Origin of the sequence: Paenilisteria rustica (assembly GCF_013820765.1) — a bacterium.
Taxonomy (GTDB): domain Bacteria; phylum Bacillota; class Bacilli; order Lactobacillales; family Listeriaceae; genus Listeria_A; species Listeria_A rustica.
In genome coordinates, this window is the sequence record NZ_JABJVM010000008.1 from 17,824 (window position 1) to 41,286 (window position 23,463).

A 23,463-nucleotide genomic window follows, 5' to 3' on the forward strand; every position below is an offset into this window, starting at 1 on the left:
ATTGTCACGCTAAGTTCGCACCTCCAGATCACTTCTTTATAGTCCTTGCGCAAAAAATTTCGTCGTACTTCCGTGATTTGTCGCCGTTACTTCTAGCCGCGAAGGAATCCGCTCTTTCAGTTCAGGCACATGTGAAATAATACCGACAAGTCGTCCTGATTCCTGCGTTTCGAGCAAACATTCCACCGCCATTTCTAGCGATTCCGGGTCGAGCGTGCCAAATCCCTCATCGATAAACATCGTCTCCAGAGAAATCCCGCCTGACATTTCCTGCACAACTTCCGCAAGAGCTAGCGCCAAAGACAAAGATGTTTTGAAACTTTCTCCACCAGATAATGTTTTGACATGCCGTTCCAGACCTGTATATTCATCGTAAACCTCAAGCTCCAAACCACTTTGCACGTTTCCTTTAGACTTTTCCTTTTTGCGGTTCAATTGAAACCTACCATTCGTCATTTTTTTCAACCGCCCGTTTGCCCGAAGTAAAATCGTATCTAAGAATGTCGCTAAAACGAAGCGCTCGAACGTTAAGCGACGGTCGTTTTTGCCACGTGCCATATCCGCCAAATAGCCAATATCCGCGTATGCTTTTTCCGCCTCACTCGTCTCTTTCACATGTTTCATAAATTGCTCCGAAAGCTCCGAAACCTTACGAACAACGTCTTTCTGTGCCATCCACTGTTCCGTCTTTTCCTGATACGCACGTTTCGACTCATCATCCAATCGCTGTAATTCTTTCAAATCCGGTTGTGCCACGCCTGCAAGCCTTGCCTCCGCCTCTTTTAAGCGCTCTGATACAAAATGATACTGTTGCTCAAAATCACGAATAAAGCGCTCCTTCTCCTCTAAAACTTCTGGACTCAAAATAGCTCGTTGATAAGAAGCGTAATCCGCGAAACCATTCGTTGCCATGATATCTTTAAAAATCGTGCGTTGCGCCGCCAAAGCCTCACTCGCTTTCAAAGCCGCTTTCTCTGCCATCTCACTAGCCGAAACTGCCCTGAATTGTCCTTCCTTCGCCGTATTAAACACCGATTCTGCGTGTCCTTTTTTCGTTTCAAAATCAGTGATATTCACCGTCAACACCTTTTGCTTTTCATAAAAACCAGCCGGATTTTGAAACTCTTCTGGTACGTCTTCTAAAAGTAAAGCGTACGTAGTCTCGGACGTATCCACTTTTTTACGGACTTCTTCATAAACCGCTTGTTGTTGCGCCTTTTCCTCCGCAAGCTTAGCCAAGTCCTGTTTATTCCTTTCTACCAGTTCTTCCACCTGTTGTTCTTCCGTCAGAAAAACATCGATTCCCGCAAGTTCCTGTTCTTTTTTCACAAGCTCCTCGGCACACAGCATTTGTCTATCCCTCAAAACGTGCAAAGATTCCTCAGAAGCAAATACGATCTGTTCGATCTGCCATTTTTTCTGCTCCACTTGCACACCTAGCGCTTTTGCCGTTTCCTGCTTTGCATCTCGCCCTTCCCTCGCCACGTCTACCTCTGCTTTTGTCATCCCAGCTGTTTGTACCGCTACATTCGGATGTTCCAGAGAGCCGCAAACCGGGCATGCATCGCCATCCACGAGCGATAACGCCAATGTCGCTGCCTGCTCATGTTGCCACAATGCATCTAATTCTGCGTACTTTGCTTCGGCGTCAAGAAGCTGTTTTTCCGCCTGACTCCATTCTCCTTCTAGTACAACGAGCTCCGATTGCCATTTATTTTTCTGTTCCCATTTTTCAATTTCAGTCACCACAAACAGATTCTCTTGCCTCAGCTCCGTCAGATGTTGTTTCATTTCCGCAGATTTTAGTCGCGCATCCTGCACAAGCTGCACCCGGTTGACTAACTGCTCCGATTGCTCTAAAAGTCCTTTTCCCTGCAAAATTAGCCGTTCTAATTTCTGCGCTAACGCCTGCTTACGCTCACTATCCTGCGCTAATTCCTGCTGTAGCTCCATCGCTCGTGTCACTTTCGTCTCCATCGATTGCAGCAATTCGCGTTTTTTGACCCACGCGACATACTCCGCTTCCATTTCCTTTAACTTTTCTACTTCCAAAACAGCATTTTCAAGCGCCATTTCGTGTTTTTGCATATTTTCCACCGCTTGCTGCTCTTCCAATCTTGCCTCGTCCAATTGTTGCTTCAATCGCAAGCATAGCGCGTCCTGATCAATAATCGCTCCCGCTTTTCGCGCCAAATCCACCGCTGCCCGCTCCTGATTTCGCTTGTCAGACTGCCCGTCCAATTTCACTTTTTCCGCTCGCAATTTCGCTAATTGCGCCCATTCCGCGATTTTTTCCTCCGCCAACGTCACATTCCTTGCCGTGATTTCAGCCTTTTCTTTTGCCAAATCCATTTGTTCCTGCAGCTCAACCATCGTTTCCCGCTCCACAACTAGACGCTCGGCAAACAGCAACTCAATATCCCGCGCCGTTTTCCCAGCAAGCGCTTCCGCGTCAAAAGCCTCCTGCGTAATACGCGCCACTTTTTCCCGTAGCAATCGTACCAGCTGTTCCTGTTCCTTCTGCTGATTCCACAATTGATTTTCAATAAGTTGGTAAAAATGCGTATGCGCCAATCGCTGTAAAATCGCTTCCTTCTCCTTGCTTTCCGCTACAAGTAATTCCCTGAACTCGCCCTGTGGAATCATCAAAATTTGTCGAAACTGGTCCACATTCAACTGGATAATCTCTTCCATCTTCGCGCCAACATCCCGAACTGAACTAGCGAGTAAACGTTCCTCATCCCCATCCAATTCATAGAGTTCCGCCTTCGCAGTCACCGTCGTCATCCCTTCACCGCGCTGCTTAGGAACATCCTGTTGCGGAACCCGTCGAACCAAATAACGCACATCCCGAAGCAAAAATTCAAGCGACACTTCCGTCAAATCCTCCGCTTTCGCAAAATGACTCCGCAATGAAAAACCTTCCCGATCGTTCGTGTTCGCCTTCCCAAAAATCGCAAAACTGATCGCATCAAAAATCGTCGACTTCCCAGCTCCCGTCTTTCCAGAAATCACAAAAATCCGCTCCTGACCAAGCTCCGTAAAATCAATCGTTTCCGCCTTCGCATAAGCACCGAAAGCCTGCATCGTAAGTTTCAAAGGTCTCATTGATCCACACTCCCCTTCACGCTGTCCATCGTCTCTCGCATAATCTCCGCCTGCTGTTCCGACATTTCCTTTCCACTCACATGCTCAAAAAACTGCGCAAACAGCTCCAAATTATCTTTTTTAATCACATCTTCAAATCGCTCAAACTGGCTATCCGTCAACTTCTCCTGTACCCGCTCCAAATGCAACACATTCGGATAAAACGCCCGCAGTTGCCCAATCGGATCAATCAACGCACCCTCATCCAACAAATTAATCTGCAGAAAGTCCTCATTTCCAGGCGCTACCGAACTCACCAAATCCGCCAAATATCCTTCGATAATCCGCAAATCATGTAATGGCTCCAAGTAACATTCCCGCACTTCTTGAAGCTTCTTCCCATCCATCGTCACAATCCGAACACTCTTCTTATCCTTCGCCTCCGAAAAAGAATATTTCAGTGGTGACCCAGCATAAAAAATACTCGGATGATGAATCGCGTGTGGATGATGCAAATGCCCCAGCGCCACATAATCAAAGCCACCAAAACAATTCGTCGACACCCGGTCCACATTTCCAATCGCCAATTGCCGCTCCGAATCACTAGGAAGTCCACCCGCAACAAACGCATGCCCAACCAAAATCTGCGCCTTATCCGCATCCCATATCGTTCTTATTTTTGCCGTAACAGCCTGCATCGCATCCTCAAATGACCGCACCGACTTATCCTCAAAAGCCGCCCGAACCTGCGCCGGCTCATGATATGGAACCAACCAAACCTGTGCCCCGTTCCACTCAATCGGCGTCAAATCAGCACCTAACGTCCCTTGAATATGTAATCCACTCTTCTCATACCAAGCCGAACCAAAGTTCACCCGTTCCGCACTATCATGATTCCCACTAATCGCAAAAACCGGCTTCCCAAGCGTCACATTCAGCTCCATCAACGCATCATTAAGCAGCGTCACCGCATCCGCAGGCGGCACCGAGCGATCATACAAATCCCCAGCTATCACAACACCGTCCACCTGTTCCTCCTCCGCAATCCGCGCAATCTGCTCTAAAATATACCGCTGTTCCGCAAGCATAGACATGCCATTCACAATTTTCCCCAAATGCCAATCCGCCGTATGTAAAAATTTCATCCTAACACCTCATTATTCTATTTTCATCATTACCTCCAGTATACTATATTTTCGAAAAAAACAAGAACGGCACGTAAGCACTAGACGTTTCCGCAACTTTTCAGTATACTAAAAACAAGACTAAAAAAAGAATTATAGGAGTGAACCAACTTGTTCTACACTTTTGCGAGAAATTTCGTCCAGGTGATCCTCACGATAATCGGCGGACGTTTCAAGGTACAGAATAAAGACAAGATTCCAGAAGCACCATTCGTCGTCGTTTCCACACACACATCATGGATGGAAATTCTCTACCTCGGATTTGCCATCAAGCCACTTCAAATTCACTATATGGCAAAACAAGAACTGTTTAAAACGAAGACACTGAACTGGCTAATGCGCCATCTCAACGCCTTCCCAGTAAATCGTGAAAATCCTGGCCCAAGCGCGATCAAGCTGCCAATTCGCCTTTTAAAAGACGGCAAAGTAGTTGGTATCTTCCCGAGCGGTACTAGAAAATCGGCCGGCCTCCACCTAAAACGCGGCGCTGTGACCGTAGCACTAAAAGGGAAAGTTCCTATTTTACCAGCCGTGTACGATGGCCCGAAAACAGTCGGTGAACTTTTCAAACGAAAAAAAGTCATCATCCGATTTGGTGATCCTATTCCATTCAATGACAAGGATATCGACCAAAAAGAACTACTAGAAATTAAGTCCGAAGAAGTTTTGAAGACATTTGAACGTTTACAAGCAGAAATAGATGCAACAAAACAAAAATAAAAAACTTGATTTCTCCACCGCGAACATAAACGGTGAAGAAATCAAGTTTTTTTATGCTCAGCCAGCAATATCGTTCATGATATTAGAACCCGCCAAACCAATATTTTGTAAGGCCACTGAAAGTTTATCCGAAGCAGCTTGCATTGCGGCATCCGCTTTCTCCGCTACCTTTGTGTCGCCAGGATTCGCTTTAATTGCTGCTGCTTTTTCAGCAAATGCATCGCTCAGGCTTTGAATAGACGACTTAAATGCATCTGTCCGTTCTCCCAAGTCAGGAACTTTTACGTTGGCCAGTGTTTCAGAAATATTTTCTGCGGATGTACTGGCTTTATCTGCCAACTCATCTAACTTCTCACCTTTTGACGGCGCATCACTTGTGATATCCGCTATATAAGCGTCATAATCTTGATCTTTTTCATTCACTTTCGCAACTAACCCTGTGTAGAAATCCATCGCTTTCGTTTGTAATTTTTGCTTGGTTGTATCCAGTTTTGTATCTGCCTTTTTCTTCACTTCATCTGCTTTTGATTTCGCTTTTTCTTTAACATCCTCTGCTTTAGACGATACCTTATCTTTGGCCTCATCCTTCGTGTCATCACTCACATTTCCACAAGCTGTCAAACTAAATATCGTTACCGCTGCTAATGTCCCTACTACCCACTTTTTCAAATGAAATTCCTCCTTTTAAATAATCCTAATTATCACATATTTATGTAACGCTCTATTATACCCACAATCACAAAGAGTTACACATATAAACGAAAAGCGTTGCAACGATTCATGCCACAACGCCCTCCTTTTATTCTTATGCTGCTGTATCATTCATAATATTCGATGGCGCTAAACCAGTATCCTTCAACGCTTTACCAAGTGCATCAGAAGCTTTTTGCATTGCCTCATCCGCCGACTTCGTATCGATTGGAGTAGCTTTTAAGCCTTTAGCCTCCGCCGAATACGCATCACTTAAGTCTTTCACCGCCGTTTTGAATGCATCCGTTTCATCACCTAAATTCGGAACTTTTACATCTGCCAAAACTTGCGAAACTTTGTCTGCCGAGGCACTCGCTTTTGTCGCAAGCGCTGTAAGCTCTGCACCAGTTGGTGGTGTGTCGCCACCAATTGCCGCTTGATACGCGTCATAATCCGCATCATTGTCATTAATTTTTGCAACTAAGTCCATGTAAAAACTCATCGCATCCGCACTAACATCTTTCTTCTCTGTCTCTTTTTCATCCTTAGCATCGTTCCCACAAGCCGCTAAGCCAAAAACAAGCGCAAGGGAAAATAAAGCTACTAACCATTTCTTCAAATGAAAAACCTCCTCTTTTATACATGTTGCCCAATTCATGCAACCTTACTCATTATATCGATGTTCCTGTCATAATTCAACCGTTTTCATGGGATATATTCTCCCAAATTGTAAAATCATGTTTCTTCCGTTTGTTCCAGCTTCCCAGCGACATTTTTATATTGAAAATACATCGCAATTCGCCAAGGAACAATCATTGCAAACGCTAAAATCCAAAACATTCCAGATAACTCCCCAACATCGACTGACCCACTAATCCAATATTTAATACCAAGTCGAATCAACAGCAAACTCAGCAAGATAACAGGGAATGATTTCGTCCGCTTAATAAAAACATACTTGTGTTTAATTTCAAATCGCGTCGTCCAAATTAAAATGAGTGAGAAAACTAATCCCATCAATACCGCCTCTAAAATTCCAGCTGGCGAAACTCGGAAATACGGAATCACGAACATCAGCGCCCCCGTACTCATCATAATTGGCGGAATAATAATTTTTTTCACAGTCGCCGGCTCTTTCGACGCCTTCATTCGAATCAAGATAACCCCGACACCAAAAACAAGCGTGATGATAATTGATACTATAAATGACACGTTTTTTTCCTCCTAATCGGCACTATTTACTTGCCTCATTATAAACTTTTTTAGAAGAAAAACAACCTTTATGCCCTTACGAACCCAGCTCCTCTAAATCCATGCCACTGTTTTGTAGCTGATACATCGAATGATACACGCCACCATGCGCAAGCAACTCTTCATGCGTCCCCCGTTCAATAATACTGCCCTTTCGAAGCACTAAAATAAGATCCGCATCTTTTATCGTCGAAAGCCTGTGTGCAATTGCAATCGTCGTTCTACCTTGCCTCATATTTCGCAAGCCCGTCTGGATCAAACTCTCCGTCTCCGTATCAATATTCGCCGTCGCCTCATCCAAAACAAGAATTTGCGGATTCGTCACGACCGTCCTGGCAAAGGAAATCAACTGCCGCTGCCCACTTGAAAACGAAGCTCCACGCTCAATCACCTTATGATCATACTTATCCGCCAACGTATTAATAAACCGATCCGCCTGAACAAATTGCGCCGCCTCTATAATTTCCCGATCCGTAATCAACTTATTATGCAGCCGAATGTTATCCTTAATCGTGCCATAAAACATAAAGCTATCCTGTAAGACAAGCCCCGTCTTCGCACGTAATTCCTCCATCGGGTAGCGCTTAATCGACTTCCCATCAATCAAAATTTCACCCTGTTCAAACTCATAAAAACGCATCATTAAATTGATAATCGAACTTTTCCCACTACCAGTATGACCAACAAGCGCCACCGTTTGACCCGATTCAGCCGTAAAACTAATATCCTTCAAAACGTCCTTTTTCCCATCATACGAAAACGTGACATTCTTAAACTCAATCTTCGCTTTTCCGATAGCTAAACCAGCTTCGGCATCCTGTTCCGGCGCCAAATCCGTGCCATCCATAATTCGGAACACACGCGAAGCCGCCGTAATCGCCTCTTGATACAGCGCCAAACGCTCCATAATGTTGTAAATGGCCTCCAAAAACCGGTCAAAATAGGTAATAAAAGCATAAATTGTCCCAATCGCGACCGGCCCCGAAAACGACTGAATTCCGAAAAAACTAAGAATCAGTACGACCGCTAGCGAATAAATCAAATCAATCGCCGGACCAAGAAGTAACGCGTTAAATTTTATATTTTTCATACCAACATCATAATAATCTTTATTAATCTCTTCAAACTCACCGATTAAACGCTTCTCCTGATTAAACTGTTGCACAATCGACATACCCGAAATAGACTCAGCAATCTTCGCATTTAATTGACTCAATTTCTCCCGACGCGCTCTGTAAAACTGCGAACTATACTTCCGGTACACAATAATAATCAACATCGTGAGCGGAAAAACGAGCAAACTATACGCCGCTAATTTGGCATCCATAATAAACATCGCCGTATAAATCCCGATAAGCATAAACACGCTTTGAATCGCCGTTCCTAGCACATTAATAAACATATCCTTAATCGCTTCCGTATCATTCGTCACACGCGAAACCAAGCTTCCCGCAGGCGTTTGATCAAAGTAACGCATCCCCATATTCTGCAACTTACTAAAGATGTCCACCCGAATCCGCTGCACAATCCGCAAAGCAATTTTTTGAAATAAAACTAGCTGAAAATACCAAACCACAGATCGACCAATCGCCAAACCCATGTATCCCGATGCCAACAAAAGAATAGGTCCGGCCACGAAATGAAGCGGCGTCAAGTAATCATCCAGAAATATTTTAATCAAGATTGGCAAAAATACATCCGCCAGTGTAACCAGCATAACTAGAAAAATTGTCAAAATAAGCGCTGGGATATGATATTTCGTGTAGCTAAATAAGCGTTTCAAAACCGCGCGATGTTCTTTACCACTCATCGTTAACATTTCCTCATTATTCGGCTCCATTCGTATCACCCCCGCCCTCAATAAGCTCCTCTAATTGCTGATTTCGGAACATTTCTGCGTACCAACCGTCGAGCGCCACCAGCTCTGCATGTGTGCCACGCTCCACAATTCTACCCTTATCAATCACGATAATAATATTCGCATGCTCCACCGAACTAAGTCGATGCGCACTAATAATCGTCGTTTTATCCGCACGATTTGCTTTGAGATTTTGCAAAATGAGCTCTTCCGTCTTCGCATCCACAGCCGAAAGCGCATCATCCAAAATAAGCAACTCCGGATTCATAATCAGCGCCCTTGCAATTGCTAGCCGCTGCTTCTGGCCTCCAGAAAGCGATACACCACGCTCACCCACGACAGTGTCATATCCATCGGTGAACTCCGTAATATCCTCATGCACCGAGACCATCTCCGCAATACGCTCCACGTCCGCCTGCGACAATTTCGGATTGCCGAAACGAATATTTTCCCGAACCGTCGTCGAAAACAAGAACTGATCCTGCGGCACATAACCAATCGCATGACGCAATCCGCGCACCGTATAACGCTGAATCGGCTCCCCGTCAAACTTAATCGAGCCCTTGTAATCATCATATTCCCGCATCAACAATTTCAAAAGCGTCGTCTTACCAGAACCCGTTCGGCCAACAATTCCAAGCGTTCCCCCCGATTCCAACTGAAAAACGATATCTTGCAAAACAGGCGCCGACTCATCAGGATACGTAAATTCCTCTAACGCAAAATCAATATCCCCCCGCGGCAACTCATCAATCGCACCAAAATCATCCTTCACATCCTCAGGCTCACTCAACAACGTATTCAATCGGTCATACGACGCATTCCCGCGCTGAATCACATTAAACAAGAACCCGAACGCCAACATCGGCCAAATCAACAAGAACAAATAGTTCGTAAACGCAATTACCTGGCCAATCGTAAGTGTTCCTTCCGTCACAAATTTCGCACCAAAACCAAGCGATAGAACAAACGAAACACTAACAATAATCGAAATCATCGGATCAAACATCGCATCCAATTTCGCGACCTTCACATTGACACCAACAACTTCCTCCGTTTGCCGCCTAAAATCCTCAATATCCTCCTGCTCCTGCCCAAACGTTTTCGTAACCTTAATCCCAGACAAACTTTCCTGCGTCTTATCATTCAACTTCGAAAACTCCGCCTGTGCACTATGAAAACGATCATGCAATTTCCGACCAAGCACCGAACTTCCCCACACCATAAACGGCATCGGCAAAAGCGCAATCAACGTCAAGCGCCAATCAATCGTAATCGCCATCGTTGCAATAACCGTACTCCCTGTCAAAATCGAATCACATAACGTCAAAACACCAAAGCCCGCCACTTGCTGAATAGCCGAAATATCATTCGTCGCATGCGCCATCAAATCCCCTGTTCGATAACGCTGAAAAAAGAACGGCGACATTTTCGATAAATGCTCAAATAAACGTAACCGCAATTGACGCTGCAACTTATTATCAGATCCAAAAATCATCATCCGCCAAAAATAACGACCGACATACGCCACAACTGCAGCTCCGAGCAATACGCCCATCCACATGTATAAATGATTTTTCGTAAGCGTATCCTTACTAATCGCATCCACCGTCATACCAAGTATTTTCGGCGGAACTAGTTGAAGTAAAGTTATCATAAAAAGCAATGAAACCCCGATAATATACGATTTCCGCTGCTCTTTAAAAAACCATCCCAGCTCCTTATAAATCTTCATTCCCAACCCTCTTTTCCCTCGAAAGCCATTTTATTCCTTGTTTTGGACATAAAAAAATAACGGACATATCTTGCTCTGCCCATTACTGTTTGGAAATATATATCGAATTTATGCCATAAAAGTACACATACTAGCCCTCAAATAAGCCTGTACCTCTTCCTCGATATAACGGACGCCGAATTTAGGCTATCTCCTACAATAATGGTTAAATTATCAAATCCAATTATCTTTTTCATTGTCCTTACCTCCCTCTCAAATTTGTTTACAGGAACTAGTGTAACCGATTTCTTTAAAAGATTCAAGTATATTTATAATTTTTTTATTTAACAGACAAAGAACCCCTTATTTAGGATTCCCTGTCAAATACGTATAGGCATACTGAGCGTAGAGCTCCGCGCCATAAACTAACGCATCCTCGTCCACATTAAATCGACCATGATGGTGAGCCCATTCCGTCTCCTTTTCCGGATTTCCAGCCCCAACAAGCGCAAAACAACCAGGAGCCTCCTGTAAATAATAACTAAAATCCTCACCCGCCGTCGTTGGTCGATCAGAATACAGCACGTCATCACCAAAACTGCTCACAACCACACCCTGCGCTAACTTGGCACTCTCCTCCTCATTTATCACCGCATGTGTCCCATAACTATAATCCACGTCCGCCGTCGCCCCATAAGTAGCCGCAATTTGTTTCGCATAATGCCGAATCGCCGCTTCCATTTTTTCACGCACTCGCGGATGAAACGACCGAACCGTACCCTCTAAAACCGCATTTTCCGCAATCACATTATAGCGTGTTCCAGCTTCCATGCGCCCAATTGTAAAAACAGCTGGCTCAAGCGGATCGGTTTCCCGTGATACAATCGCCTGAACACCCATCACAAAAGCCGCGGCAACAACCGTCGCATCAATACAAGCATCAGGCATCGCCCCATGTCCCCCGCGTCCCGTAAATCTAATCTTAACCACATCCGCAGACGCAAAAACAGGCCCAGCATTACAAGAAATAGTATGTGTCGGCATTTGTGACCAAATATGAATCCCAAACACATTATCTACGCCCTGCATCGCGCCTTGCTGAATCATTGCCTCCGCACCTTCCGTAATCTCCTCAGCAGGTTGAAAAATAAAGCGCACCGTCCCAGTCAACTCATCCTGAACCTCAATTAGCGCTTCCGCCGCGCAAAGCAACATTGCCGTATGCGCATCATGTCCACACGCATGCATTTTCCCGATATTTCCCGACTTGTAAGACAACCCCTCACTCAATTCCGTCACAGGTAACGCATCCATATCCGCACGAAGCGCCACAGTTTTCCCGTCCCTATTCCCGACCAGTTCCGCCATAACCCCTGTCGGCTCCATTCGTCGGTACGAAATTCCCATCCGCTCAAGCTCCGTTACAACCCGATTTGTCGTCCGAATCTCCTGCCACGACAACTCTGGATTCCTATGTAAATCCCTCCGAAAAGCAATCATATTCGCTTCATTTCTCTTAACCTCAGCCCTTATCTTGTCATTCATCCCAACGCCTCCAATTCCTTTTTAAGCACCATCTCGCCTGCATGAACCTATTCTACCACTCCAGCACAGCTTTTACTTGCGACACGCTCATAAAACCCGAAATATTCTGCAAATATAGCTTAGAACTAAAAAACACCTCTCAAAATCACGTCTCAAACGTAATCCCAAAAAGTGTTTCAAGTATACCAACAAATAAGCTGTCTAAAATCAGTACATCAGACTACCAAGCTGTCATTCCATACTCGATCCCAAACCTTATTTTTTCTTCTTCGTTTTTACTTCTTTTTCTTGCTGTTTACCCATTGCGTTCATCATTTGATTAATTTTCTTTTGTGACGGTTTCATTCCCATTTGGGCCATCATCATTTGTAACATTTGCTCATTAATTGGCGGGTTTTTCTTCAAGTACGTCATCATGTATCTTCTTGCGATGAAAAATCCTAATGCCAAACCAGCAATTAAGCAAAGTATGCCGATAAGTATATACCACAACATATTCTCTTTCTCCTCCTCGAAACAATATATCCCTTTTATTGTACTTGATTTATCAGGCCAAAACAATAGTTTTTCGATATTCTATAGCAATAAAAGTTCCCTATCATTAAAAAATCACAACTGCCTCATTATACCATCAACACAGCGCATACACAACATATTATCATAAAAAGAAGTGCAAAATGATTTAACGAAAAAAATCGCCTCATCTTGCACTTCCAATCTATTACTTACAGAGATTTCACCGTATTGACGACGTTCTCCACAGTGAAGCCATAATTTTTGATAATCGTATCGCCTGGTGCCGAAGCGCCAAACTTATCAATTCCGATTGTCTTACCATCTAATCCAACATAACGTTCCCAACCAAGCGTTGAGCCCATTTCGATAGATACACGTTTACGAACAGCATTCGGTAGAACACTCTCTTTGTACTCCGCTGATTGCTGATCAAACAAGTCAAATGAAGGGATACTAACGACAGATGCATCAATACCATCTTTAGCAAGTTCCGTTTGTGCTTGAACAGCTAAGTTAACTTCTGATCCAGTTGCTAAAAGAAGTACATCAGCAACATCCTTCTTCGCTGGAGATAACACGTAAGCTCCTTTAGCTACGCCCTCTTCCGCCAATTTCGCAGAGTTCGGTAACGTTGGTAAGTTTTGACGCGTAAGCACAAGAGCCGTTGGACGATTGGTTGAGCGAATCGCGATTTTCCATGCTGCAACAACTTCATTACCATCAGCCGGACGAAGTAATGTCAAACCAGGCATCGCACGAAGAGAAGCAATTTGTTCTACAGGTTCATGCGTCGGGCCATCTTCTCCTACCGCAATACTATCATGCGTCAACACATAGTTAACTGGTAAGTGTTGAATCGCAGACAAGCGAATCGCCGCGCGTAGATAATCAGAGAATACGAAGAATGTACCTCCATAAACTTTAAGCCCAGAATGTAGCGCCATACCGTTCAGTGCGGCACCCATAGCAAACTCACGTACACCAAACCAAATATTACGATCAGCAGGTGTAGCCTTAGTAAATTCACCATCCGTTGCGATATTGGTATTATTAGAACCAGCTAAATCAGCAGATCCACCAAATAATTGCGGTAACTTGGCAGCTAGGGCATTGATTACCTCACCACTTGACGCACGGCTAGCAAACGATTTGTCTTCACCATATACAGGTAAATCCTTATCCCAGCCCTCTGGAAGCTTCTCATCCAAGCTAAGTTCCAGTTGAGTCGCCAGTTCAGGGAATTTTTCTTTATAAGAAGCAAACATCTTGTTCCATGCCTCTTCTTCCTCAGCACCACGTTTTGCAATTGTCTCTTTAAAACGATCGTACACTTCGCTTGGAACGTAGAAATCTTCCTCGTAATCCCAGCCATATACCGCTTTAGCAGCTTTGACGCCATCCGCACCAAGTGGAGCACCATGTACCTTGCTCGTTCCCTCGTTTGGAGCACCAAAACCAATAACTGTTTTCACTTCAATCATTGTTGGTTGTGATGTGTTTTGTTTCGCTTTCTCAATAGCTGCTAAAATTTCAGTGGTGTCATTGCCATCTTTAACAAGCAAATGTTCCCAACCATAAGATTCAAATCGTTGTTTTACGCTCTCGGAAAATGATTTGTCTAAATCGCCATCTAGCGAAATGTCATTAGAATCATATAAAAGTACCAAACGGCCCAGTTGTTGGTGTCCAGCAAGTGAAGCAGCTTCCGATGCAACACCTTCCATCAAATCGCCATCACCACATAATGCATATGTATAGTGATCCACAACAGGAAATCCATCTTTGTTGTACATTGCTTCTAAATGTCTTTCTGCCATCGCCATACCTACAGCCATCGCGATACCTTGTCCAAGCGGACCAGTCGTCGCATCTACACCATCCGTATGATGAACCTCTGGATGCCCTGGTGTTTTACTATCCCATTGACGGAATTGCTTCAAATCCTCTAATCCTAATTTATAACCACTAAGATGTAGCAGGCTGTAAAGTAACATAGAACCATGTCCTGCAGAAAGAACAAAGCGGTCACGGTTAAACCAATGTGAATTAGCTGGGTTTGCCTTCAGTACTTTTGACCATAATGCGTACGCCATTGGAGCTGCCCCCATTGGTAATCCTGGGTGACCAGAATTGGCTTTCTGAATTGCGTCGATCGATAATGTTCGAATAGTATTAATTGCTAATTGATCCGTTTTATCAAACAAATGAAACATCCTCTCTTGTTTTAGTCACTACTCTTTATAATAATCCTTTCTAGGCTTTTTCACAACTAAAAAATATCAACTTGTTCATAAATGTGTTTAAATGATCGATAATGTTCGATCGATTAGAAAGAACTGGAGAAATCTATCGATTCCCCCAGTTTCTTCAAAGCTTATTTCGTTCGTCGCGTTTTCGTTTTATCTTTTCAGGGGTTACATCATCACCGTTTGGGTCGATGAACGTCGTATGCTCAATCGTATCACGGACTTGATTTCGAAATGATTTAATATACTCTTCTCTTAGTGCCTCTTGTTCTAATTTTTCATCCACGGTCATTGTACCTGCTTTTTTCTTATGCGACAATTCATTAATTCGATCTATCTTCGCCTTCTCTAACATTATTGACCTCCTTATATACTGTTATACTGATAATCCCGCTTCTTTATCTTGAGCCAAATCCGATGTACATTGCGGGCACTTACTGGCCTTCTCTGGAATAGCAGACAAGCAATAAGGACATTCTTTAGTCGCAGGCTTTTTCGGCTCCAGTGGTATATATTTGGTTACCACTTTAATAATTAGAAAAACCGAGAAAGCAACAATGAGAAAACTAATGACATTATTGATAAACAAACCATAGTTTATCGTCGGCGCACCAGCCGCTTGAGCAGTTTTTAGCGTATCGTAATGTGTCCCATTTAGGCTGATGAATAGATTCTTAAAATCCACATTGCCTATTAACAGACCCAATGGAGGCATAATAATATCATTTACAAGTGAGTTCACAATACTTGTAAATGCAGCCCCAATGACAATTCCAATTGCCATGCCAAGTGCGTTCCCTTTCGAAATAAATGCTTTAAAATCTTTAAACATCGAAAAACCTCTTTTCGTTCATTATCAATGCCTATTCTACATGAAAATAAGAGGTTTTTAAAGCATTGTGTTCTATTTATTCATTTGCTAATTGAATAGATCTATCTATATCATTGTTAGCTTTCTTAACCGGTATCGTAATTGTCTCACCAGCCGTCAGCTTACCATTGATTATCTGGTTTTCTTTCTCCACCCATGCCACAAACTCTTGTTTGCTCATTTTATAATTGCCAGCGTACTCATCCGCCAAACTCCAAATAGAGTCTCCACTAGCAACGCTAACCTCATTGTATTCAGAACCCGCCTGATTCACTGTAACCACCATTAATACTAGACCTAAAACAAAACACGTAATAATAAATATAATTGCAATATAATACCGATCCCAAATAGATTTTAAAGTCATCTTTATCCCTCCAAAAGAATATATGTTCGCTTTTTATTCATTATAGAACACTCGTTCTGTTATGTCAATAAAAAAACGAACAATTGTTTGCATATCCAAAAAATCTTTGATATACTGGGATTAATAAAGAAGTAATGAAAGAGTGAGCGGGGTGAAACAAATGAAATTATCAAAACGACAACAAGATATTTATGACTTTATCAAGTCTGAAGTAAAAGACAAGGGTTATCCGCCATCCGTGCGTGAAATCGGTGAAGCAGTTGGTTTAGCCTCTAGCTCCACAGTACACGGTCACTTAGCACGACTTGAAGGAAAAGGACTCATTCGCCGAGATCCAACAAAACCTAGAGCTATTGAAATCCTATCTTTAGAAGACGATATTGCAACTCCAAATGTCATTAATATTCCTATTATAGGTAAAGTAACAGCAGGTATCCCTATTACCGCTGTTGAAAATATCGATGAATACTTCCCTTTACCCGAATATATGGCAAATGGTGAAACAGAGATATTCATGTTAGAAATTGATGGCGAAAGTATGATTAATGCAGGTATTCTTAACGGCGACAAAGTCATTGTAAGGCAGCAGAATTCCGCTAATAACGGCGAAATCGTTGTAGCAATGACCGATGACAATGAAGCTACTTGCAAAAGGTTCTTCAGAGAATCCAGTCATTTCCGCTTACAACCAGAGAATGACGCTTTAGAGCCGATCCTTTTAAGAAATGTTACTATCCTAGGAAAAGTTATCGGCTTATACCGCGATATTCGCTAAACTCAAAAAGTTGAATCTCGGACAAAAGGGTCTCAAAAATAAAAAATAAGCAGGAATCTTGTATAATCCATTTTATTAAATGGCTCTATACAAGATTCCTGCTTTTCTATTTTCAAGTTTTCGTGCTGAATTTCACTTTCTTACCTAGGGTAGCTCTAGCTCTCTATTAATATATTTCCATGTATTGATCGCGTTCCCATTGATGAACCGCGGTTCTAAACATATCACATTCAATTGTTTTAGCTTCTACAAAATGTTCCAAAATATGTTCGCCCAAGCCATCAACAATAATATCATCATTGGCAAGCTCTTTCAAAGCTAGTGCTAGACTTTCTGGAAGGTCGAAAATACCGTGCGCATGACGCTCTTCTTCATTCATACCATAAATATTACGGTCTACAGGTTTCGGTGGAGTAAGTTCATTCTTGATACCATCTAAACCAGCACGAAGCAGTACAGCCATTGCTAAATATGGATTGGCTGCTGGATCGACACTACGAAGCTCTAGACGCGTACTTAATCCACGAGAACTAGGAACACGAACAAGTGGGCTACGATTTTTACCTGACCAAGCGATATAACACGGTGCCTCGTATCCAGGAACTAGGCGTTTATAAGAATTGACAGTTGGATTAGTTACTGCCGTGTAGCCTTTCGCGTGTTTTAGCATACCTGCTAAGAAATGATACGCCGTTTGACTTAATTGCTCCTCGCCATCCGCATCAAAGAAGGCGTTTCCTTCTTCATTGAACAATGACATGTTGAAATGCATTCCTGATCCATTCACACCGAACAGTGGTTTCGGCATGAATGTCGCGTGTAAACCATGCTTACGAGCGATTGTTTTTACGACTAATTTGAATGTTTGGATATTATCGCATGCAGTAACCGCATCTTCGTATTTGAAATCGATTTCGTGTTGTCCTGGCGCTACTTCGTGATGGCTTGCTTCAATTTCAAAGCCCATTTCTTCTAATTCTAATACGATATCACGGCGACAATTTTCACCTAAATCAGTTGGTGCTAAATCAAAATAGCCAGCATTGTCATTCAATTCAAGCGTCGGTTTTCCTTTCTCATCTAGTTTGAAAAGGAAAAATTCGGGTTCTGGTCCTAAGTTAAAATCTGTAAATCCTAAGTCATGCATTTCGGCTAATACACGTTTTAAGTTAGCACGAGGATCCCCCGCAAAAATTGTTCCGTCTGGATTATAAATATCGCAAATCAAGCGCGCTACTTTCCCTTTTTCTGCTGTCCAAGGGAATACAACCCATGTAGCAAGGTCTGGGAATAAGTACATGTCAGACTCTTCAATACGTACAAAACCTTCGATAGAGGAGCCATCAAACATCATTTTGTTATCCAATGCTTTGCCTAATTGACTTACCGGAATTTCCACGTTCTTAATGATTCCTAGGATATCCGTGAATTGCAAGCGGATGAATTTCACATTTTGTTCGTCTGCGAAGCGAAAAATGTCTTCTTTAGTATACGATGTCATAATTAAATCCTCCCAATAATTGATATTATATAAACTTTTTAAAAGTAAATACCTTATGTCAAAATCTTGGTAATTGTTGTTTCCCAGAGGCATCTTGTTTCACGAATCGACCGGCTTGTTGCATCTCTTTTCGCAAAATTTTACGTACATCCTCATCAGTGAGCGGCGTCTTCTGTTCATCCTGCTGCATTTGGTACATTTTTTTAATTCCCGCAATATTCAGACCGTCATTCAAATAATCTTTAATCTCAAGCAGTACATCAATATCCTGTAGCGAATACAGGCGATGATTCCCTTGATTTCTGGCTGGATGTATTAATCCCTGATCTTCATAGTAACGAATTTGTCGCGCGGTTAGATCTGTGAGTTTCATGACAGGACCTATCGGGAAAAGAGGCATCGATCTTCTAATTTCTTTTTCACTCACGACATTTTACCCCTTTCAAAACACTATATTTTTCATATGTTAGTTGCATTATAATGTATGTTATATCATTTGTCAAATATATGTTAGATAATATGACATCTTTGCAAACCCTTATATACCAACAGTTAAAGCATAATATGAAAAAACAGCGAAAAATATTTTCACTGTTTTTTGAATTTATTTACATCTCCATGTTATTTGCGATAGCGCTATGAATCCCTGCTCTATTAGCCGATTCGTCGCTACTAAAACCGCTAACTTCACATGCTCATATGTAAGGCCACCCTGCACATACAGTTGATAAGGCTCCCTTATCGGACCGTCTGCCGTTAATTCCAAACTTGCCCCCTGAATAAAAGTTCCCGCTGCCATGATAACGTCATTTTCATATCCTGGCATATAAGCACCCTCCGGAACAACATGCGCGTTAATTGGCGAAGTCGTTTGAATCGCTTGCGCAAAGGCCACCATTTTTTCGCGATCATGAAAAGAAACACTTTGAATCAAATCTGTCCGCGGTGCATCCCAGGTTGGATCTGTTTCAATCTGAAAGGCACTCAAGATTCCTGCAGTAAAGCGAGCACCTTTTACAGCTTGTGAAACAACATGTGGCGCCAAGAAAAAGCCTTGATACATCTCAAGAAGACTGTATAAAGAAGCCCCAGCCTCCGCACCAATCCCTGGAGTTGTCAGCCGATAAGCACACAATTCGACTAGCTCCTCCTTGCCCGCAATATAACCGCCAGTCTTAGCCAATCCACCGCCTGGATTTTTTATCAAAGAGCCTGCTATTAAATCCGCACCAACTTCAATCGGTTCTAAAACTTCCACAAATTCGCCGTAACAATTATCGACAAAAACAACGACATCCGCTTTCACCTCACGAACAAACGCGATCATCTCTTTTATTTTTGCAATGGAGAAAGATGGGCGATCTGCATATCCTCGCGAACGCTGAATCCCAATCATTTTGGTTGTTGGCTTTATTTTCGAACGCACTAGCTCCAAATCAACCGAACCATCCGCTTTTAATGGAACCATATCATACCCAATTTGATACTCCTTTAACGAGCCTTTGCCAGTCCCACGAATACCGACAATTTCTTCTAACGTGTCATATGGTGCACCTGTTATATACAACAAATCATCCCCAGGACGCAATACGCCAAATAAAGCCGTCGAGATCGCGTGTGTCCCTGAAATAATCTGCGGGCGAACAAGTGCCGCCTCTGCTCTAAAAACATCTGCATACACTCGCTCTAGCGTGTCACGACCATCATCATCATAGCCATAACCAGTCGATGGAGTGAAATGAAAATCACTCACCCTATTTTTCTGAAAAGCCTGCATGACTTTCCACTGATTTTCTTCTGCAATCAACTCTGTCTCGCGTTGTAAAGGGCGCAACTCATCCTCCACAACATACGCTAACTGACGCAATTCATCTGGTATTTGTTTAAAAAATGATGTCATTTCTACTTATCCTTTCGCGCTTGATAGCCTTTTAATTGATAACTTTCCGTTTCCTCATCAAACATCTCTTCAATAATAACCGTTTCCTGCTTATATTTATGTAACATTCGTCCGTCACTTGCAGGAACACGAACCACATAAGGTTGCCATAATTGCTTAATCTCCCATAACATTTTTTCCATCAAAAAGTACTGCGAAGATTCTTCTAATGCACTCACTTCGACATAGTTTGGTTGCGTCGGGATGAAATAAGGCAACTGCTGATCCTTCTTATTGTAAACCGTCAAAATCGGAATATGTTGCATTTCCAACTCCTCAAGCAGTGTCAAAACCGTTTTTTCATGTTGGACATAATCCGGATTCGAGCAATCAACCACATGCAAAAGAACGTCCACATTCGCCGTCTCTTCAAGCGTGGAGCGAAAAGCCGCCACAACCGTTGTCGGCAAATCTTGAATAAACCCAACCGTATCCGTCAAAAGTGCCGTATATCCTTGAGAAAAAGCCAATTTCCGCGTCGTCGGATCCAGCGTCGCAAAAAGCTGATCCTCCTCCAACGTTTTCGCATCACTCAAGCGATTAAATAGCGTGGATTTACCAGCATTTGTATAGCCAATCAAACCAAATCTAAAAATAGCCTGGTCATTACGCCTAGCCGTCATCCGTTCCCGATGTTTTACGACAATATCCAGTTGCTTTTTAATATCAACCATCTTTTGCCGGATATGGCGTCGATCCATCTCCAATTTCGTTTCCCCAGGTCCACGCGTCCCAATTCCGCCACCAAGACGCGACAAAGAAACCCCTTGACCGCTCAATCTGGGCAACAAATATTGATATTGCGCCAATGCCACTTGCAACTTCCCTTCCCGAGTCTTCGCACGCATCGCAAAAATATCCAAAATCAACTGCGTCCGATCAAGAATTCGTGCATCAACAATCTTAGAAATATTCCGTACTTGCGTCGCACTAAGCTCACTATTAAAAAGCACCACATCGACTTCCATCTCCGCGACAAACGCTGCAATCTCTTCTATTTTCCCAGAACCAACAAATGTCGCTGGGTGCACCCGCTCCCGTTTTTGCGTCACCTCTCCAATGACCTCTGCTTGCGCCGTTTTCGCCAAACTACCCAATTCCAGCATCGAATAGTAAAAGTGTTCCTCCGTCTGTTTCGGCAATTCACAGCCGACTAATATCGCTCTTTCCACCATTATCCGCACTCCTATCATTTCCTCCATTCATCGTAGCATAAAAAGTAGCACAAAGAAAGATGGAAACGCATATAAAAACCGAATGCTCGCCCCAATAAAAACTGGTACAAAACATTCGGCTTATGTTCTTTTAAAAGTCAATTAGCCTATTCATCATCCGATTTCAAAGCTACATTTTTTTGTGGAGAGAACGTTGAAATCGCATGTTTAAATACAAGTTGTTGTTTGCCATCTACATCTAGCAAAACCGTGAAATTATCGAAACTAATAACCCGGCCGCGCAACTGGAATCCATTTGTTAAGAATACCGTTGCCAAAATTTTCTCTTTCCGCAATTGATTTAAATAATGATCCTGTAACCCTTGCCCACCTTGTTTCATATTGAATCGCTCCTATTCTCTATCTTTTTCAGTTATCTCCATTCTATACGAAATGTACAAAAACTACAAATGACACTTCTAAGAAAAGAAGACTGTTTTTTCTATGCTAGTTTCAAATACCCTTTTTATCAAGGATTAAAACACACGATTAGTTGCTAAAAATTGCGTTATTTCACTGGTTATAGCACCATTGACACCTGTTTCATTTGTATCAAACCACGTAACATCCATACGATTGCGAAACCATGTCAGCTGCCGCTTAGCAAAACGTCTAGAATTACGTTTAAGTAGCTCAACAGAATCATCCAAAGACATTTCGCCATCAAATTGTGTAAACAATTCTTTATAGCCAATCCCACGCACCGCTGGAACATCACGTAACCCAGTATCATAAAGCCTCCGCGCCTCTGCCAATAATCCTTGCTCCATCATTATGTCCACACGCAAATTAATCCGTTCATAAAGATCTGCACGATCACGATCCAAACCAATTAACAAAGGATCGAACGTACTTGATTGCTGTTCTTGATTCTGCAACTCAGAGAATTTCTTACCAGACAAATGATACACTTCTAGCGCCCGAATAATACGCCGCGGGTTATTCGCATGCAATTTTGCCGCACTTTCAGGATCCACCTCGTGCAACATCTCTAAAAGCGTCTCACTCGACTTCCCAGATAAAGAGTCACGATAACCCACATCGCTAGCCACCTCCGAAAAAGTATAATCAAAGAGGACCGACTGCACATAAAGTCCCGTTCCACCAACTAGAAACGGGACTTTTCCAGCTTGCCAAATTTGATGAATAAGCCGATGCGTCTCCTGCTTAAATTCCGATACATCATAAGGTTCCTCTGGTTCACGAATATCAATCAAATAATGGGGAATCCCAGCCATCTCCTCCTCCGTTACTTTTGCAGTACCGATATCCAATCCACGATAGACCTGCATCGAATCACCACTAATAATTTCTCCACCAAATTTCTGCGCCATTTCAATGCTAAGCGCCGTCTTCCCAACCGCAGTTGGTCCAACAATGACAATAATGGGAATTTTGCTCAAAAAAACCTCCCCCTTCACACTTCCATTGTACCATCTAACCACTGTAGCGGTCACTATAAAAAAGCAAACAAAAACACCGACCATCACGCAATCGGTGTCTCTACCAGAAAAAAGTTCGATATCGAAATATAAATGTAATTATCTAACTGCCTGGTTCAACATATACCCAGCAACGAACTCATCTATAGATACAGCTTCATATTTTCGGAGTTTTAGCAATTCTTCAAAAAAATCTTTTTCTTCGCAAGTGAAAGTTCGCTTCATGTAGTGGATAATAAGGAATTCATTCATCGCTTGGTAAAAGCTCATATGATTTTTAAGGACATCTCTAAAATCCGTCTGCATGTCATACCTGTCCTCTCCCATATTCTTTGCATTAGACGGAATACTAACTTCATCCATTAAAGCGTGCCTGAGGAGAGCCACCGTTTCCTTACGCTGCGCTTCGATATAACCGGGCGTAAATTTCCTCGCTTGATATTCCTCTGAATTCATGTAATAAGCGCTCATCCAATAATCAGTAGCCTCTTCTGCGTGTTCACCTAAAAAGCGCATAGCTGTTGACATATAAATATCCCCCTT

Annotated in this window: 22 protein-coding genes; 2 read left to right on the forward strand and 20 right to left on the reverse strand. The window is 42.8% G+C overall.

Features of this window, described 5'->3' with window-relative positions:
• Positions 1 to 36: 36 nt before the first annotated feature.
• Both HPK16_RS08940 and HPK16_RS08945 read right to left on the reverse strand, forming a co-directional pair.
• Entirely contained in the window at positions 37 to 3,108 is a 3,072-nt protein-coding gene (locus HPK16_RS08940; protein ID WP_181676635.1) for an AAA family ATPase, read from the reverse strand.
• Positions 3,105 to 4,232, reverse strand: coding sequence for an exonuclease SbcCD subunit D (locus HPK16_RS08945; RefSeq protein ID WP_181676636.1), 1,128 nt, complete (start codon positions 4,230 to 4,232; stop codon positions 3,105 to 3,107). The genes HPK16_RS08940 and HPK16_RS08945 overlap by 4 nt, the downstream gene beginning before the upstream one ends.
• A gap of 150 nt (positions 4,233 to 4,382) precedes the next feature.
• Here HPK16_RS08945 and HPK16_RS08950 point away from each other — a divergent pair, with 150 nt between their 5' ends.
• A complete protein-coding gene (locus HPK16_RS08950) occupies positions 4,383 to 4,991 on the forward strand; it encodes a lysophospholipid acyltransferase family protein (RefSeq protein ID WP_181676637.1) in 609 nt (202 codons plus the stop codon).
• 57 nt (positions 4,992 to 5,048) lie between these two features.
• Here the strand turns inward: HPK16_RS08950 and HPK16_RS08955 are convergent, their stop codons facing one another.
• The 11 genes from HPK16_RS08955 to yneA form a co-directional block, all read right to left on the reverse strand.
• On the reverse strand, positions 5,049 to 5,660 hold the full coding sequence (locus HPK16_RS08955; RefSeq protein ID WP_181676638.1) for a hypothetical protein: 612 nt from the start codon (positions 5,658 to 5,660) through the stop codon (positions 5,049 to 5,051).
• Between the two features lie 136 nt (positions 5,661 to 5,796).
• Entirely contained in the window at positions 5,797 to 6,300 is a 504-nt protein-coding gene (locus HPK16_RS08960) for a hypothetical protein (RefSeq protein ID WP_181676639.1), read from the reverse strand.
• A gap of 116 nt (positions 6,301 to 6,416) precedes the next feature.
• Entirely contained in the window at positions 6,417 to 6,893 is a 477-nt protein-coding gene (locus tag HPK16_RS08965; RefSeq protein WP_181676640.1) for a CcdC protein domain-containing protein, read from the reverse strand.
• A 76-nt stretch (positions 6,894 to 6,969) separates the two neighbouring features.
• Positions 6,970 to 8,772: an ABC transporter ATP-binding protein gene (locus HPK16_RS08970; protein WP_181676641.1), complete on the reverse strand. Its 1,803-nt coding sequence runs from the start codon at positions 8,770 to 8,772 to the stop codon at positions 6,970 to 6,972.
• Positions 8,759 to 10,525, reverse strand: a complete 1,767-nt coding sequence (locus tag HPK16_RS08975) for an ABC transporter ATP-binding protein (protein WP_181676642.1) — start codon at positions 10,523 to 10,525, stop codon at positions 8,759 to 8,761. Before HPK16_RS08975 ends, HPK16_RS08970 begins: the two co-directional genes overlap by 14 nt.
• Before the next feature lie 342 nt (positions 10,526 to 10,867).
• Positions 10,868 to 12,049 (reverse strand): amidohydrolase, encoded by a 1,182-nt coding sequence (locus tag HPK16_RS08980; protein ID WP_181676643.1) that lies wholly within the window; start codon positions 12,047 to 12,049, stop codon positions 10,868 to 10,870.
• Positions 12,050 to 12,304: 255 nt separating this feature from the next.
• Positions 12,305 to 12,541: a YneF family protein gene (locus tag HPK16_RS08985; protein ID WP_181676767.1), complete on the reverse strand. Its 237-nt coding sequence runs from the start codon at positions 12,539 to 12,541 to the stop codon at positions 12,305 to 12,307.
• Positions 12,542 to 12,774: 233 nt separating this feature from the next.
• Entirely contained in the window at positions 12,775 to 14,769 is a 1,995-nt protein-coding gene (tkt, locus tag HPK16_RS08990) for a transketolase (RefSeq protein WP_181676644.1), read from the reverse strand.
• A gap of 163 nt (positions 14,770 to 14,932) precedes the next feature.
• Positions 14,933 to 15,166 (reverse strand): DUF896 domain-containing protein, encoded by a 234-nt coding sequence (locus tag HPK16_RS08995; protein ID WP_181676645.1) that lies wholly within the window; start codon positions 15,164 to 15,166, stop codon positions 14,933 to 14,935.
• Between the two features lie 21 nt (positions 15,167 to 15,187).
• Entirely contained in the window at positions 15,188 to 15,643 is a 456-nt protein-coding gene (gene mscL, locus HPK16_RS09000; protein WP_181676646.1) for a large conductance mechanosensitive channel protein MscL, read from the reverse strand.
• A 76-nt stretch (positions 15,644 to 15,719) separates the two neighbouring features.
• A complete protein-coding gene (yneA, locus tag HPK16_RS09005) occupies positions 15,720 to 16,049 on the reverse strand; it encodes a cell division suppressor protein YneA (protein WP_181676647.1) in 330 nt (109 codons plus the stop codon).
• Between the two features lie 160 nt (positions 16,050 to 16,209).
• On the opposite strand from yneA, the gene lexA reads away from it, so the two are divergent.
• On the forward strand, positions 16,210 to 16,824 hold the full coding sequence (lexA, locus tag HPK16_RS09010) for a transcriptional repressor LexA (RefSeq protein WP_181676768.1): 615 nt from the start codon (positions 16,210 to 16,212) through the stop codon (positions 16,822 to 16,824).
• Positions 16,825 to 16,990: 166 nt separating this feature from the next.
• On the opposite strand, the gene glnA is transcribed toward lexA, so the two are convergent.
• The 7 genes from glnA to HPK16_RS09045 form a co-directional block, all read right to left on the reverse strand.
• Positions 16,991 to 18,325, reverse strand: a complete 1,335-nt coding sequence (gene glnA / locus HPK16_RS09015) for a type I glutamate--ammonia ligase (RefSeq protein WP_181676648.1) — start codon at positions 18,323 to 18,325, stop codon at positions 16,991 to 16,993.
• 58 nt (positions 18,326 to 18,383) lie between these two features.
• The gene (locus HPK16_RS09020; RefSeq protein ID WP_181676649.1) at positions 18,384 to 18,752 is read right to left on the reverse strand and encodes a MerR family transcriptional regulator; all 369 of its coding nucleotides are present in this window, start codon (positions 18,750 to 18,752) and stop codon (positions 18,384 to 18,386) included.
• A gap of 177 nt (positions 18,753 to 18,929) precedes the next feature.
• Entirely contained in the window at positions 18,930 to 20,225 is a 1,296-nt protein-coding gene (locus HPK16_RS09025) for a methionine gamma-lyase family protein (protein WP_181676650.1), read from the reverse strand.
• 2 nt (positions 20,226 to 20,227) lie between these two features.
• Complete coding sequence (gene hflX, locus HPK16_RS09030; RefSeq protein WP_246369368.1) at positions 20,228 to 21,439, reverse strand: GTPase HflX; 1,212 nt, start codon at positions 21,437 to 21,439, stop codon at positions 20,228 to 20,230.
• A gap of 146 nt (positions 21,440 to 21,585) precedes the next feature.
• Positions 21,586 to 21,819 carry an RNA chaperone Hfq gene (hfq, locus tag HPK16_RS09035; RefSeq protein ID WP_036064844.1) on the reverse strand — a complete coding sequence of 78 codons (234 nt, stop codon included), beginning with the start codon at positions 21,817 to 21,819 and terminating at the stop codon, positions 21,586 to 21,588.
• Positions 21,820 to 21,954: 135 nt separating this feature from the next.
• Positions 21,955 to 22,881 carry a tRNA (adenosine(37)-N6)-dimethylallyltransferase MiaA gene (miaA, locus tag HPK16_RS09040; protein ID WP_181676651.1) on the reverse strand — a complete coding sequence of 309 codons (927 nt, stop codon included), beginning with the start codon at positions 22,879 to 22,881 and terminating at the stop codon, positions 21,955 to 21,957.
• A gap of 138 nt (positions 22,882 to 23,019) precedes the next feature.
• Positions 23,020 to 23,448 (reverse strand): hypothetical protein, encoded by a 429-nt coding sequence (locus HPK16_RS09045; protein ID WP_181676652.1) that lies wholly within the window; start codon positions 23,446 to 23,448, stop codon positions 23,020 to 23,022.
• Positions 23,449 to 23,463: the final 15 nt, after the last annotated feature.